The sequence below is a fragment of the Pseudomonas sp. D1-1 genome (genome assembly GCF_051132225.1).
GTDB lineage: Bacteria > Pseudomonadota > Gammaproteobacteria > Pseudomonadales > Pseudomonadaceae > Aquipseudomonas.
In genome coordinates, this window is the sequence record NZ_CP071676.1 from 3,122,461 (window position 1) to 3,136,252 (window position 13,792).

General features: G+C 64.4%; 12 protein-coding genes. 5 read left to right on the top strand and 7 right to left on the bottom strand.

What is annotated here, in order from left to right; translation table 11 throughout:
- Nucleotides 1–2 precede the first annotated feature (2 nt).
- From J3P86_RS14060 to J3P86_RS14070, 3 genes are all read right to left on the bottom strand, one after another.
- Entirely contained in the window at nucleotides 3–944 is a 942-nt protein-coding gene (locus J3P86_RS14060; protein ID WP_434698214.1) for a FecR domain-containing protein, read from the bottom strand.
- Nucleotides 944–1,453, bottom strand: coding sequence for a sigma-70 family RNA polymerase sigma factor (locus tag J3P86_RS14065; protein ID WP_434568353.1), 510 nt, complete (start codon nucleotides 1,451–1,453; stop codon nucleotides 944–946). Before J3P86_RS14065 ends, J3P86_RS14060 begins: the two co-directional genes overlap by 1 nt.
- 150 nt (nucleotides 1,454–1,603) lie before the next feature.
- The gene (locus J3P86_RS14070) at nucleotides 1,604–2,125 is read right to left on the bottom strand and encodes an SgcJ/EcaC family oxidoreductase (protein ID WP_305500949.1); all 522 of its coding nucleotides are present in this window, start codon (nucleotides 2,123–2,125) and stop codon (nucleotides 1,604–1,606) included.
- Between the two features lie 175 nt (nucleotides 2,126–2,300).
- Between J3P86_RS14070 and J3P86_RS14075 the strand changes: the two genes are divergently transcribed.
- From J3P86_RS14075 to J3P86_RS14090, 4 genes are read left to right on the top strand one after another with little or no spacing between them, the layout of a single operon-like run.
- Nucleotides 2,301–3,485 carry a sensor histidine kinase gene (locus tag J3P86_RS14075; protein WP_434630950.1) on the top strand — a complete coding sequence of 395 codons (1,185 nt, stop codon included), beginning with the start codon at nucleotides 2,301–2,303 and terminating at the stop codon, nucleotides 3,483–3,485.
- A complete protein-coding gene (locus tag J3P86_RS14080; RefSeq protein ID WP_434630947.1) occupies nucleotides 3,482–4,150 on the top strand; it encodes a response regulator in 669 nt (222 codons plus the stop codon). Before J3P86_RS14075 ends, J3P86_RS14080 begins: the two co-directional genes overlap by 4 nt.
- Entirely contained in the window at nucleotides 4,147–6,459 is a 2,313-nt protein-coding gene (locus J3P86_RS14085) for an ATP-binding protein (RefSeq protein ID WP_434698215.1), read from the top strand. Before J3P86_RS14080 ends, J3P86_RS14085 begins: the two co-directional genes overlap by 4 nt.
- The gene (locus tag J3P86_RS14090) at nucleotides 6,456–6,938 is read left to right on the top strand and encodes a response regulator (RefSeq protein ID WP_305500942.1); all 483 of its coding nucleotides are present in this window, start codon (nucleotides 6,456–6,458) and stop codon (nucleotides 6,936–6,938) included. Before J3P86_RS14085 ends, J3P86_RS14090 begins: the two co-directional genes overlap by 4 nt.
- A gap of 125 nt (nucleotides 6,939–7,063) precedes the next feature.
- Here the strand turns inward: J3P86_RS14090 and J3P86_RS14095 are convergent, their stop codons facing one another.
- From J3P86_RS14095 to nirB, 3 genes are all read right to left on the bottom strand, one after another.
- Complete coding sequence (locus tag J3P86_RS14095) at nucleotides 7,064–7,504, bottom strand: CBS domain-containing protein (protein ID WP_434630940.1); 441 nt, start codon at nucleotides 7,502–7,504, stop codon at nucleotides 7,064–7,066.
- Between the two features lie 191 nt (nucleotides 7,505–7,695).
- Nucleotides 7,696–8,067, bottom strand: a complete 372-nt coding sequence (nirD, locus tag J3P86_RS14100; protein ID WP_434698216.1) for a nitrite reductase small subunit NirD — start codon at nucleotides 8,065–8,067, stop codon at nucleotides 7,696–7,698.
- Nucleotides 8,067–10,628: a nitrite reductase large subunit NirB gene (gene nirB / locus J3P86_RS14105; protein WP_434698217.1), complete on the bottom strand. Its 2,562-nt coding sequence runs from the start codon at nucleotides 10,626–10,628 to the stop codon at nucleotides 8,067–8,069. Before nirB ends, nirD begins: the two co-directional genes overlap by 1 nt.
- Before the next feature lie 564 nt (nucleotides 10,629–11,192).
- On the opposite strand from nirB, the gene J3P86_RS14110 reads away from it, so the two are divergent.
- Complete coding sequence (locus tag J3P86_RS14110; RefSeq protein WP_434698218.1) at nucleotides 11,193–12,176, top strand: SDR family oxidoreductase; 984 nt, start codon at nucleotides 11,193–11,195, stop codon at nucleotides 12,174–12,176.
- Here J3P86_RS14110 and J3P86_RS14115 read toward each other — a convergent pair.
- Nucleotides 12,165–13,772, bottom strand: coding sequence for an alpha-amylase family protein (locus J3P86_RS14115; RefSeq protein WP_434698219.1), 1,608 nt, complete (start codon nucleotides 13,770–13,772; stop codon nucleotides 12,165–12,167). The two genes, J3P86_RS14110 and J3P86_RS14115, sit on opposite strands and share 12 nt — an antisense overlap.
- Nucleotides 13,773–13,792: the final 20 nt, after the last annotated feature.

Genomic DNA, 13,792 nt, shown 5'->3' on the forward strand with positions numbered 1-13,792 from the left:
CTTCAGGCGATATTTTTTCGCGGCGTCAAGGTGACCCAGTAGCGGGTACGCATGTGCACCTCAAGCGGCAGGCTGGCCGAGAGCAGCGCGAGGATCCGGTCGGTGTTTTCCAGGCGGAAGCTGCCGGTGACGCGGAGCGCTTCCAGCCCTTCGTCCCAGCGCAACACGCCGGGGCGATAGCGGTCCAGCTCCCGAAGGAAATCCCCCAGCGGCTGGTTCTGCGCCACGAGCACGCCTTCACGCCAGCCCATCTGCCCGGCGTCGAAGGTGCTGGTCGCAGCCGCGCCAGTTGCACTCAGGTCGACCTGTTGGCCTTCTTCGAGCCTCAGCGCTGGCCCTTGCGCAGGTTGCAGTTGCACCGCGCCGCTGACTACCGAAACCCGGCAGTTGCGTTGATCCAGCCGAATACAGACTTCGCCTCGGCCGACGCTCACCTCACCGTAGGGCAGCTGGACCGCCAAGGGGACGTCGACGACTTTCAGCGCGATCTCGCCGCGCAGCAGCATCAGGCGGCGCGCCTCAAGGTCAAGGTCGACAGCGCTATCGGTGTTCAACTGCAAAACGTTGCCACCGGCCAGCGTCCACCGACGGCGTTCCCCGGTGGCGGTGTGCAGGTCGGCGCGCCAGGCGTCCAGCGGCAGTTCACGTCCCAGCAACCACGCGGTCGGTACCAGCGCGGCGACACCCAACGCGCGCTTGAGTACGCTGCGACGGGACAGTGCGGGACGATCCAGGGTGGCCAGGCCCAACGATGACGGCACCTCGGCAAACCGCTGGCGCAGGCGCTGGGCTTTTTGCCAGGCCGCTTCATGCTCGGCCTTGCTTTCGCGCCAGCGCTGCAGCGCGCCATGATCGAATTCATCGGCGCCTGACTCGATCAGCGCCAGCCAGCGGGCCGCCGCCCGGGCGACTTCACGGGCTTCGGCCGACGGAGCCTGGCGCATCAGAAGTCCACCAACAGGCAATGTTCGTAGGCCTGGGCCATATAACGCTTCACGGTGCGTTCGGAGACTTGCAGGCGCTCGGCGATCTCGCGATAACCGAGGCCTTCGAGCTGGCTCCACAGGAACGCCCGACGCACCACCGGCGGCAGGCCATCGAGCAACTCGTCCAGGGCCTGCAGGGTTTCCAGCAGCAGCCACCGCTGCTCTGGAGACGGCACGCATTCGGCGGGCAGGCTGGCCAACGCGTCGAGATAAGCCTGTTCCAGATGGCGGCGCGTGTAGAAATTGCTCAACAAGCGCTTGCCCACCGTCAACAGGTAGGCGCGCGGTTCATGCAGGTCGGCCAGCGACTGGGCGCTGGACAGTACGCGCAGGAACGTATCCTGGCGCAGGTCGGCGGCATCCCAGGCATTGCCCATGCGCCGTCGCAGCCAGCCTTCCAGCCAACCGCCATGATCACGGTATAACGCGTCGAGGGCGTGCTCCGCCGGCTTAGCTGCATCAAGCATGTGAAGTGGCCCTGGGCAAGAATGTCTTAAATGAGACTGATTCTAATTAATGTTCCCAGATGAATCCAAGGCTTTAATTCATCGAAGGTCAAAACGTCCGGCGAAGCAGGCGCCCTTGGACACCCAGGGCGCGCCGTATATTGCCTGCGGTCAGTGGCTGGCCTGCAGGGTCTTCGGTACTTCCGGCATGGCCGACGAGTGATGGTTGATGATTTTCCACTGACCGTCGAGTCGCTCGTAAAGGAAGGTGTAGCGCGCCTGCACTTCCCGCTTGGAACCGTCGGCCTGGGTCAGCGTAAAGGTATAGACTCCGCTGTCCATCGCCGCGTCAGGCCCCAGGTGACGGATTTCCCGGTAGTTGATCACCCCGACCGGCTTGGCCGCCAGGAAGTGCACGAAATAGTCCTGGATCTGCGCCGGGGTACTGCGCACCTTGTTAGAGACGGTCGGTTGCAGAATCGCATCCGGGGCGTACAGGCTGGTGACCGCGACGGCGCTGCCGGTCTTCAACGCAGCGTTCCAGCGGTCGAACAGCCCGGCGATTTCACGGTCGTTGACGTTCTGCGGCTGCTCGGCCACGGTGCTGTAGACAAACGGCGTGGTCTCCAGCGCTTGGGCAAGGGGTGCGCCCAGCAGGAGAAAAGCGGCAATGGCACAGGTTTTCATTTTCATCGTAGCGTTCCTTTGGGTTTCAATGAGCCCACTGTGCCGGCCTTCGCGAGCCTCGCCATCGGCCAACCGGTGCCGATCGCCTATGCCATTCGGCAGATAGGCCGGGTGTCGATCACAGGGTTTAATGAAACCATCACCAACCGCGCCGGTTTGCCCTTCCACGCTGGAGTTCCCCATGCAAAGCCCACCCCATGACCCTGGCAGCGCCTTGGCGATCCGCACCCAGTACCGCCAGTCGCAAAGCCGGGCGGCGCGCCTGGGCCTGTTGTTGGGCACCGGGCACGAACTGACCCGCCTGCCGTTGGCGCAGATGCGCCAACGCGCGGTGGAACGTGCGTGCGCGTTCGTCGCCATGGATCACGGTCTGTTGCTGGAATGGACCGCTGACAGCCAGTTGCAGACCGTCGCCAGCCACGGCAGCGGCGAGCGCCTCGAGCTGCTCGCCGAGCTGGCCCAACCGCCCTCGCCCGCTTCGCAGTGGATGGATCGCCCCGGCACGCCGTTGCCGCAGATCCTGCGGATCCCTCTGCGCGGGTCCGACGGCGTTGCGTTCGGCGCGCTGCTATTGGGCAACAGCGTGCCCTTGGGCGCCCCTGACAATGAAGACATCGAATCGCTGCAATTGCTGGCCACGCTGTTGGCGGCGCACCTGGAGAACAGCCGCCTGCTGCAAACGCTCCAGGCCCGCGAGCGGACCATGTCCGAGCTGGTCCATCGCTTGTTCAGCGCCCAGGAGGACGAGCGCAAGCGCGTCGCCTATGACCTGCACGATGGCCTCGCGCAGAACCTCGCCGGCTTGCATCAACGCCTCCAGGGCTTCGCCGGTCGCTGCCCGCCTTTGCCGGCGGCGCTGGCCGATGAACTGCGGGGCATTCTCGAACTGGCCCAGGGCTGCGTCGGCGAAGGTCGGCAACTGATCGGCGGCCTGCGTCCGCATGTGCTCGATGATTTCGGCTTGTACAAAGCCGTCGACAAGGAGGCGGATCGTCTGCGTGACGCCGGGCTCCGGGTCGATTGGGTCGAGCACAGCATTGCGCGCCTGCCGGGTAATACCGAGATTGCGTTGTTTCGCATCGCCCAGGAAGGCATCAACAACATTCTCAAGCACGCCCAGGCCAATCAGGTTTCCCTCGGGCTGGCGGTGCGAGACGGCCAGGCTTGGCTGCGGGTCCAGGACGATGGCTGCGGCTTCGCCCTGGAACAACCCATCGAGACCAATGGCACCCGCCACCTCGGCCTGGCCGCCATGCAGGAGCGCGCGAGCCTGCTGGGTGGCCAGTTGAACTGTCGTAGTGCACCCGACCGCGGCACTCGACTGCTGGCCAGCGTGCCGTTGCCAGCCCACGGAGCACAGCCATGAGTCGTCCCTTGCGCCTGCTGTTGGCCGATGACCACGAAGTGACCCGCACCGGGTTCATTTCCATGCTCGCCGGTACCGAAGGGTTCGAAGTCGTCGGCCAGGCCTGCGACGGCCAGGAAGCGCTCGACCTGTGCGAGCGGCTACAGCCGGACATCGCCATCCTCGATATCCGCATGCCCGTGCTCAACGGCCTCGGCGCGGCGCGCATCCTGCAACAACGCCAGCCGCAGATCAAAGTGATGATCTTCACCATGGACGACAGCCCCGACCACCTCGAAGCGGCCATCGGTGCGGGCGCCGTCGGCTATCTGCTCAAGGATGCCAGCCGCGAGGAAATGCTCCAGGCCCTCAGGCGGGTCGCCCAGGGAGAAGAGGCACTGAACAGTTCGGTCAGCGCCCGCCTGTTGCGCCGCATGGCCGAACGCAGCGCCAACGGTGCAACGCCCGTCCAGGCCCTGACCGCGCGCGAACGCCAGGTACTCGGGCTGGTGGCCGGTGGGTTCAGTAATCGCGAGATCGGCGAAAAGCTCGGCATCGCCCCCGGCACGGCCAAAGCGCATGTGGAGCGGGTCATCGGCAAGCTCGGCGCCGCCGACCGGACCCAGGCGGCGGTGCGCGGCGTTGCCCTGGGCCTGGTGGCGCAACCCAGCGGACAATGGCCATGAGGTTTCTGGCCGCCCGGAGATGGGCCGACTTGCCGTTGCGGGGCAAGGCGCTGGTGGTGATCTCGCTGCCGTTGGTGGTCCTGCTGCTGTCGCTGGTGCTGATCTACATCACCGAACGCCAGACGGCCCGTGCCGAAGAGGATGTGCGCCGGGTGCTGCTGGTCCAGGGCGACATCCAGGCCGTGCACACCTTGCTGGCCGAGGCCGCGGCCAGCGTGCGCGGTTACCTGCTGACCCGGCGTGAAGATTTCCTGCCCGGCTACGAACAGGCCACCCCGAGGATCCAGGCTGCATTGCAACGCCTGGATCACAATATCCGTGACGCGAGGATGCGCGAGCACCTCAAGACCATTACCCCGCTGATTACCGAAAAGCTTGCCGGGTTGCAGGCGTTGCGCACCGGCAAGGCCGACGACACCGCGGCCATCACCGCGATCCTGATCGAAAACAAACAGGTGCTCGACGTACTGCGCGAGCAGATCAGCGCCATGCGCATCCGCGAGGATGCCCTGCTCGCCGACCGCAGCGCCGCCGCGTCGGCAACGCGTATGCGGCTGCTGTTCGCGACGTTGCTGGCGGCGGTGTGCGGGCTGTTCGGGGCCATCGTCGCGGTGCTGTTCCTGTCCAAGGGCATTGTCGCCCGGGTCCAGCAGGTGCAAGGCAACGCCCAGCGCCTGGCGCTGGGCCAGCCATTGTTGCCGCAACCGCCGGAGAAAGACGAAATCGGCCAGTTGGGCACTCGCCTGGTGGAAGCCGGGCAGTTGCTCGCCGAACGCGAGCGCGCCCTGCGCGATAACGAGGAACGCCTGCGGCTGATCATCGATGGCGTCAAGGACTACGGCATTTTCGCCCTCGACGCCAAGGGCCATGTGATCACCTGGAATGCCGGGGCCGAGCGGATCAAGGGCTATACCGAACAGGAGGTACTCGGCCGGCATTTCTCGCTGTTCTACCTGGCCGAAGAGTGCCCGGCCCACCCCGAAATGGCCCTGCGCGAGGCCACCCGCGACGGCCATTACATGGAAGAAGGCTGGCGTTGCCGCAAGGACGGCAGTCGCTTCTGGGCCAGCGTGGTCATCACCACTCAATACGACAGCACCGGCGCGCTGCGTGGTTTCTCCAAGATCACCCGCGACATCACCGACCGGCGCACCGCTGAAATCGCCCTGCGTACCGCCCGTGAGGAAGCGGAAAGCGCGAGCCGGGCCAAGAGCGAATTTCTTTCGCGCATGAGTCATGAGTTGCGCACGCCGCTGAACGCCATCCTCGGCTTCGCGCAATTGCTGGACATGGACTCGGTCGCCGGCCAGCGCCCGCAGGTCAGCCACATCCTGCGCGCCGGCCAGCATTTGCTCGCGTTGATCAACGAAGTGCTCGACATCGCCCGGATCGAAGCCGGCCGGCTGCCCCTGAACATCGAGCCAATTGCCCTGCCGACCGTGCTGCACGAAGCCTTGACGCTGGTGTCGCCGATGGCCGCGGATTCAGGAATTCATCTGGCCGCCCTGCCCGCGCTGCCCGAAGGCAGTGGCGTGCTTGCCGATCGCCAACGCTTGGTCCAGGTATTGCTCAACCTGCTCTCCAACGCCATCAAGTACAACCGGCCCGGCGGTGAGGTGCGCATCGAAGTGAACGTCGAGGGCCATCAGGTGGGCATTGCCGTCAGCGACACCGGGCACGGCATCGCCCCCGAACAGTTGGACCAGTTGTTCAAGCCGTTCGAACGCCTGGGCGCCGACCCGCAGGTCGAAGGCACAGGCCTGGGACTCTCCCTGAGCAAAAGCCTGCTCGAGATGATGCAGGGTAGCCTTCAGGTACTTAGCGAACCGGGACAAGGCTGCTGCTTCACCTTGCGCTTGCCCGCTGCCCAGGTGTCCGGCGCCCAGCTGCCGCCATTGGCGGCGTTGGAAACCACCCGCCCGCGCACCGAGTTCGACGGCAAGGTCCTGTGCATCGAAGACAACCTGTCGAGCCTCGCCTTGATCGAAACCCTGATGCAGCGTCGCCCGGGCATCCAGCTGCTATCGAGCATGCAAGGCCAGTTGGGCCTGGACCTGGCGCGCCAGCACGCGCCGCAGCTGATCCTGCTCGACGTGACATTGCCGGACCTGGAGGGGCTGGAAGTCCTGCGTCGGTTGCGCCAGTCTGCGGCGACCGCGTCCACGCCCGTGCTGATGATCACCGCGGATGCCAGCGACCTCACTCACCGCGCCCTGCGCGAGGCCGGCGCCACGGCGATCCTGACCAAGCCCATTCATATCCAGGCCTTCCTCGGCCACCTTGAACGTTATTTACCGGAGTCCGCATGAATCGCGATCTGCGCATCCTGATTATCGACGATCAGCGCCCCAACCTTGAGTTGATGGAACAACTGCTGGCCCGTGAAGGGCTGCACAACGTGCTGAGCAGCACCGAGCCGTTGCGCACACTCGACCTGTTCAACAGTTTTGAGCCGGACCTGGTCATCCTCGACCTGCACATGCCGGCCTTCGACGGGTTTGCCGTGCTGGAGCAGCTCAACCGGCGCATCCCGGCCAATGACTACCTGCCGATCCTGGTGCTGACCGCCGACGCCACGCGCGACACCCGCCTGCGGGCCCTGGCGTTAGGCGCCCGGGACTTCATCAGCAAGCCCCTCGACGCCCTGGAAACCATGCTGCGGGTCTGGAATCTGCTGGAAACCCGAGCCCTGTACAAATCGCTGCGTACATTGATTCCCGCCGAGCAGATCGAATTGTTGCGCCAGCATCGAGGGACGGCTGACCAGCGCATCGAGCCGTCAGCGTAGCGTGGCGAGGGAGCTTGCTCCCGCTCAGTTGCGCAGCAACTGTAAGATTTTTTGGGGCCGCTACGCAGCCCAGCGGGAGCAAGCTCCCTCGCCACAAGAGCTTCACCTCCCAGCAGTGAGCGGGTTCAGTGGCCGCGGATGTAATGCTCCAGCTGGCGGATCAGGTCCGCCTGCTCGACCAGCGCTTCCTTCACCAGGTCGCCGATGGACAGCAGGCCGATCAACTGGCCGTCGTCCAGCACCGGCAGATGGCGCAGGTGGCTCTCGGTCATGACTTCCATGCAGCGTTCGATGCTCTGCTGGCTGTCGGCGGTGATGACCGGCGCGCTCATGATGGTGCGTACCGTGGTGCCCACTGACGAACGCCCCTTGAGCACCATCTTGCGGGCATAGTCCCGTTCGCTGAACACCCCCACCACCTCGCCGGCCTCGATCACCGGCAGCGCGCCGACGTTTTTCTCGGCCATGATCTGCAGCGCTTCAAGCACGGTCTGGTCCGGCGCGATGCTGTGGACCTGCCGGTTCTGCACACTCTTGAGCTTTACCAGTTGAGCGGCGGTTTTCATTTTCCATCCCCACATTCAGCGAAAGGCATGTTTTAACCCAGGCCTGACAGTCAACGAATTACTGTGTGGGAGCGAGCTTGCTCGCGATAGCGTCGGGTCAGCCACATCCATAGTGATTGACGTACCGCTATCGCGAGCAAGCTCGCTCCCACAGGTATTCATGCATCTTTCAACTCATCCACTGGAGTGAGTCAGTCCTCGCCAATCTCCACCACATCCCCGTTCAACCGCACCGGCCAGACCCGCAGGCGCTGTTCGGGATATTCCAGGCAATGGCCGTCTTCCAGGCGAAAATGCTGCTTGTACATCGGCGAGGCGATCACCAGTTCGCCCTTGATGCTGCCCAGCAGACCACGACCGATGACGTTCGCGCCGGACTTGGGGTCGCGGTTGTCGACGGCGTACAGCGGCTTGTCCGTATGCTCCGGCAGGTAGAGCAGCGCCACTTGGCGGCCGTCATGCCAGGCAACCACGCCGGAATTGGGCACCAGGTCCTCGCGGCTGCACAGGGCGCGCCATTGGACGGGTTCTTGAGCGATACGAACGACGTTTGACTGGCTCATCAGAGTACCTCCTCGGTGACGGGAATCAGGTGAAGTTCGCCGGCATGCACCGGCCGGCGCTGGCCGCGTTCGCGGACAAAGTGGACGTCAGGATCGTCGCGCTTGTCGTTGACGAAGGTGCGAAAGCGCTTGAGTTTTTCCGGATCCTTCAAGGCGTTGGCCCATTCGCACTCGTAGCGGTCGACCACCAGTTGCATCTGCGCTTCGAGCTCGGCGCCCAGGCCCAGGCTGTCGTGGATGATCACGTCCTTGAGGTAGTCCAGGCCGCCTTCCAGGCTCTCGCGCCAGACCGAGGTGCGTTGCAACTTGTCCGCGGTGCGGATGTAGAACATCAGGAACCGGTCGATGTAGCGGATCAGCGTGGCGTCATCCAGGTCGGTGGCGAACAGCTCGGCGTGGCGTGGACGCATGCCGCCGTTGCCGGCCACGTAGAGGTTCCAGCCCTTCTCCGTGGCGATCACACCCACGTCCTTGCTCTGCGCCTCGGCGCATTCACGGGTGCAACCGGACACCGCGAACTTGAGCTTGTGCGGCGAGCGCAGGCCCTTGTAACGGTCCTCGATGGTCAGGGCCATCTGCACGCTGTCCTGCACGCCGTAGCGGCACCAGGTGCTGCCGACGCAGGACTTCACCGTACGCGTCGATTTGCCGTAGGCGTGGCCGGTCTCGAAACCGGCTTCGATCAGCTCGGCCCAGATGTCCGGCAACTGGTGCAACTGCGCGCCGAACAGGTCGATGCGCTGGCCGCCGGTGATCTTGGTGTAGAGGTCATATTTCTTCGCGACCACGCCAATGGCGATCAGTTTGTCCGCGGTGATCTCACCGCCGGCGATGCGCGGCACCACCGAGTAGGTGCCGTTTTTCTGCATGTTCGCCATGAAGGTGTCGTTGGTGTCCTGCAACGGCACCAGGTGCGCGTCCATGATCGGCTGGTTCCAGCACGACGCCAGGATCGAACCCACCGCCGGCTTGCACAGGTCGCAACCGGTATGGCCGCGACCGTGTTTGGCCAGCAGCTCTTCGAAACTGATAGTCCCTTCCACCCGCACCAGTGCGTAGAGCTCCTGGCGGGTATAGGCGAAGTGTTCGCACAGGCTCTTGTCGACGCTGACGCCACGGGCGATCAGCTCGTGCTCGAATACCTGCTTGACCAGGGCCGCGCAGCCGCCGCAACCGGTACCGGCCTTGGTATCGCACTTGAGCTGGCCGAGATCGCTGCAGCCGCCGTCGATGGCCGCGCAGATCGAGCCCTTGGTGACGTTGTGGCACGAGCAGATGGTCGCCGCTTCGGGCAGCGCCGCCGGGCCCAGTGTCGGAGCGCCCTCGGACGATGGCAGGATCAGGCTGGCGGCGTCCTTGGGCAAGGCGATGCCGTTCTGCATGTATTGCAGCAGGGTGTCGTAATAGCTGTTGTCGCCCACCAGCACCGCGCCGATCACGCGCTTGCCGTCGGCGTCCACTACCAGGCGCCGATAGCTGGCGCTGGTTTCGTCGATGAATTGGAAGCTGCGCGCACCCGGCGTGTTGCCATGGGCGTCGCCGATGGAACCGACGTCCACGCCCAACAGCTTGAGCTTGGTGGACATGTCCGCGCCGGTGAACGCCTCGCCAGCCTCGCCGCACAGGCGCGCCGCGACATTGCGGGCCATCTGGTAGCCCGGCGCGACCAGGCCGAAGATGCTGCCATTCCAGGCGGCGCATTCGCCGATGGCATAGATGTCCGGGTCGCTGCTCTGGCAATGGTCGTCAATCACCACGCCACCGCGCGGGCCGATCTGCAAGTCGCACTGGCGAGCCAGGGCATCCTGGGCGCGGATACCGGCGGAAAACACGATCAGGTCGGTTTCCAGGAAGTCGTCGGTGGCGAAGTTCATCCGGTAACGGTATTGCTCACCGGCGCTGATGGATTGGGTGCCCTTGGACAGGTGCACGCCGACACCGAGTTTTTCGATGCGCGCCTTGAGGGCCAGACCGCCCTGCTCGTCCAGTTGCACCGGCATCAGCCGTGGGGCAAATTCCACCACGTGAGCTTCCAGGCCAAGGGTCTTGAGGGCATTGGCCGCTTCCAGGCCCAGCAGGCCACCACCGACGACCACGCCACGCCGGGCATTGTTCGCGGCGGCGCGGATGGCGTCGAGGTCTTCAAGGGTGCGGTAGACCAGGCACGAATCACCTTCGGCGCCCTGGATCGGCGGCACGAACGGGTACGAACCGGTGGCGAGCACCAGCTTGTCGTAGCTGAGGCGCTCGGCGGCGGTGACAACCTGGCGCGCCTGGCGATCGATTTCCAGCACCGGCACGCCCAAGTGCAGCGTGACGCCGGGCGTCTGGTACAACGAGGCTTCGCCCAGGGCCAGCGACTCGGCATCGCGGCCCGAGAAATACTCGGACAAATGCACACGGTCATAGGCACGCATCGGCTCTTCGCTGAACACATGCACGCGGTAATGATTGAGGGCACCGCGCTCGATCAGTTGCTCGACGCAGTGATGGCCGACCATGCCATTGCCGATCACGATCAGCGTTTGCAGCTTGTTCAGGGAAGCAACGTTGGAATTCATAAAAAGCACCCGACAAAAGCCCATCACGGTTTTTTGAAAGCAAAAAAAAGACGCCTGAAACCTTGCGGTTCCAGGCGTCTTTGCCTGTTCTGTGCGGTATCGATCCGGCGACTGCGCCCTGACCTACCGTAATATCCCCGGCCTGCTGGCGCTCGATCTTCGTTGACCGACGGGGCCGCCCACTCGATTGTGTTCGCGGTGGGCCTGCCAAGCCTCTTGCAGCGAGCGTGCCAGACTTCATTTTTGCCCACCCGCCCTCCCTTCGCATGCGCCCAAAATCCCCTGTGGGAGCGGGCCTGCCCGCGAAGAGGCCAGATCAATCCCTTAAAGCCAACCGACGCCCTTCCCACCTCAACAGCACCACTCATTGCCTTGCGATGGTGCGATCCCCCGCCACGGGCTTCATAAAAGTGCAGGTCTTGATGCCCGCCGGCAAAAATCCTGAACCATCGCCGACGCGGATTTTCACAATTAATGGAAACCGCGCCAGGCGCCAGACCCTGCCCCTGGCCAACCCAGCGAAACCATAAGCGCCCCAGGCGCAGCATTGATCGGATGAACGCAATGGATGAGCGAAACCCACCTGTCGTTGTGATCTGCGGCGCCACTGCCGGCGTCGGCCGCGCGACCGCCCAGCGGTTTGCCGCGTCCGGCTACCGCGTCGGGCTGTTGGCCCGGGGCGAACAAGCGTTGGCGGCGACGCAAGAAGAACTCAAGCAGCTGGGCGCGACGAGCCTGGCGATCAGCGTCGATGTCGCGGACGCCGAGGCGGTATTCGAGGCGGCGCAACGGATGGAGCGCGAGCTGGGGCCCGTCGGCGTCTGGATCAATTGCGCGATGGTCACGGTGTTGTCGCCAATCCGCCAGTTGACCGCTGAAGAAATCCACCGGGTCACCAAGGTCACGTACCTGGGCACGGTGCATGGCACGCTCGCGGCGCTGGACCTGATGGGGCGGCGCAATCGCGGGGTGATCATCCAGGTCGGCTCGGCGCTGGCCTACCGGGCCATTCCGCTGCAGGCGGCCTATTGCGCGGCCAAGTTCGCGGTGCGTGGTTTCACCGATTCCTTGCGCTGCGAACTGCTCCACGAACACAGCGATATCAAGGTCTGCATGGTGCAACTGCCGGCGATCAACACGCCACAGTTCGATTGGGCCCGCAACAAGCTCGCCAAGCGTCCGCAACCGGTGCCACCGATCCACGACCCGGACGTTGCCGCCCGGGCGATTTTCAGCGTGGTGAAGCGTACTCCCCGGGAGTTGTGGTTGGGCGTGGCCTCGCTCAAGGCGATCGTCGGCACTTGCCTGATGCCGGGCCTGCTCGATCGTCTGTTGGCCCGCAGCGCTTACGCCGGGCAAATGACCGACGAAGACGACGACAGCCAGCGCCCGGACAATCTGTTCGAACCGCAGGAGCCCTTGCATCGTACCCGCGGGCGGTTCAATGGCCGCTCGAAGGATTCAGCGCTGGCTTTCAGCTCGACCCAGGTGTCCGCGTTGCTGCTGGCCACCGGTGGGTTGCTGGCTGTGGTGCTGCTACTGTTTTGAGCCGGTGCGCCGGAACCAGCGGTAACCGTATCCATGCAATGTCAGGCTGGCTGCGGTCGAGGCCGGATACGGGCGGTCCGAAAGGACTTCCTCGAACCCCTGCAAATCCACTTCCCGCAACTGCACCGTGACTGTCTTGGGGCTGAGGTTCGCCAGCATCACCGAGGTCGCTTCGCACTCATGGGCGATGGCGAAGACTGCACGATGGTCGACCGTCAGCAGTTGCGCCTTGCCGTCGCCAACCTCGCGCAAGCGCCTGCGCGCCAGCAGCAGCCGGCGAGTCCGAGCCAGCAGCGAATCGGGATCGTCCTGTTGGCCCTCGACGTTCAACTGCGTGTAGGCAAACGGTCCTTCATCGATCACCGGCGCGGCGAGGCGCTGGGCGGTTGAAAAGCCGGCGTTGGCTTCATCGCTCCATTGCATGGGCGTGCGCACCGACAGGCGTTCGGGACGGGACAGGTCATCGCCCATGCCGATTTCTTCGCCGTAGCGCACGATGGGTGTTCCGGGCAGTGACAGCAGCAGCGCCTGGGCCAGCGCCTGGCGATGCACATCACCGTCGAGCATCGGCGCCAGGCGCCGGCGGATGCCGCGGCCATACAGGCGCATGTTCTGGTCCGGGGCGAAGGCCTGCATCACCTCCTCACGCTCCTGCTCGGTCAAGCGTTCGAGGTCGAGCTCGTCATGGTTGCGCAGCCACACCGCATAATTGGCGCCGTCAGGCGGTGCCGGGCGGCGGGCAATGGCCCGTTGCAGAGGCTCGGCTTCGCCTCGGGCCAAGGCCAGGAACAGATGATTATTGACCCAGAAATCCAGCACCAGGCCCAGGCGTTCGCCGGTGCCGAAGTAATGGCTGTAGCGCTCGGGCTCGACATCCACTTCGCCCATCAGCACGCCTTCCGGGTTGATGCGGGTCATGTGCTTGAACAGCCGTTCCAATAACCACACGCCCTGCTCTTCATCGCCGCCACCGGCCTGCTCAACCAGGTGCGAAGCGGCATCGAGACGAAAACCGGCGATCCCCAGTTCAAGCCAGTGATCCATGATCCGCTCGATCTCTTCGACCACCCGCGGGTTCGCCAGATTGAGATCCGGCTCATGGCGATAGAACAGATGCCGAAAGTACTGCCCGGCCTGTTCGTCCCACTGCCAGATGCTGTCTTCCACCGACGGGAAGATCGGTTGGTTGCCGTCGTCCACCGGCGTGTCGGACCACAGGTAATAATTCCGATAGACGCTGTCCTTGTCGCGCCGCGCCCGCAGGAACCAGGGATGCTGGTCGCTGGTGTGCTGCACCACCAGTTCGAGGATGACCCGGATGCCACGCTCCCCGGCCTGGACGATCAACTGGCGCAAGTCCTCTTCGCTGCCAAAGCGCGGGTCCAGCGCCATGAAATCGCTGACGTCGTAACCGGCGTCCTTGAACGGAGACCGGTACAAAGGCATCAGCCAGAGTGCGCCGACGCCCAGCGCTTGCAGATAATCGAGCTGACGAATGATGCCCTTCAGGTCGCCACGGCCATCGCCGTTGCTGTCGTAGAACAGCGAGGGGTCGATCTGGTAGATCAAGGTATTTCGGTGCCAGTTGGCTTTCATCGGTCACTCCTTATCGACAG

What these genes read in the sequence shown, in the direction of transcription:
- J3P86_RS14060 (WP_434698214.1), bottom strand. Translation starts at nt 944, where the DNA reads ATGCGCCAGGCTCCGTCGGCCGAAGCCCGTGAAGTCGCCCGGGCGGCG.
- J3P86_RS14065 (WP_434568353.1), bottom strand. Translation starts at nt 1,453, where the DNA reads ATGCTTGATGCAGCTAAGCCGGCGGAGCACGCCCTCGACGCGTTATAC.
- J3P86_RS14070 (WP_305500949.1), bottom strand. Translation starts at nt 2,125, where the DNA reads ATGAAAATGAAAACCTGTGCCATTGCCGCTTTTCTCCTGCTGGGCGCA.
- J3P86_RS14075 (WP_434630950.1), top strand. Translation starts at nt 2,301, where the DNA reads ATGCAAAGCCCACCCCATGACCCTGGCAGCGCCTTGGCGATCCGCACC.
- J3P86_RS14080 (WP_434630947.1), top strand. Translation starts at nt 3,482, where the DNA reads ATGAGTCGTCCCTTGCGCCTGCTGTTGGCCGATGACCACGAAGTGACC.
- J3P86_RS14085 (WP_434698215.1), top strand. Translation starts at nt 4,147, where the DNA reads ATGAGGTTTCTGGCCGCCCGGAGATGGGCCGACTTGCCGTTGCGGGGC.
- J3P86_RS14090 (WP_305500942.1), top strand. Translation starts at nt 6,456, where the DNA reads ATGAATCGCGATCTGCGCATCCTGATTATCGACGATCAGCGCCCCAAC.
- J3P86_RS14095 (WP_434630940.1), bottom strand. Translation starts at nt 7,504, where the DNA reads ATGAAAACCGCCGCTCAACTGGTAAAGCTCAAGAGTGTGCAGAACCGG.
- nirD (WP_434698216.1), bottom strand. Translation starts at nt 8,067, where the DNA reads ATGAGCCAGTCAAACGTCGTTCGTATCGCTCAAGAACCCGTCCAATGG.
- nirB (WP_434698217.1), bottom strand. Translation starts at nt 10,628, where the DNA reads ATGAATTCCAACGTTGCTTCCCTGAACAAGCTGCAAACGCTGATCGTG.
- J3P86_RS14110 (WP_434698218.1), top strand. Translation starts at nt 11,193, where the DNA reads ATGGATGAGCGAAACCCACCTGTCGTTGTGATCTGCGGCGCCACTGCC.
- J3P86_RS14115 (WP_434698219.1), bottom strand. Translation starts at nt 13,772, where the DNA reads ATGAAAGCCAACTGGCACCGAAATACCTTGATCTACCAGATCGACCCC.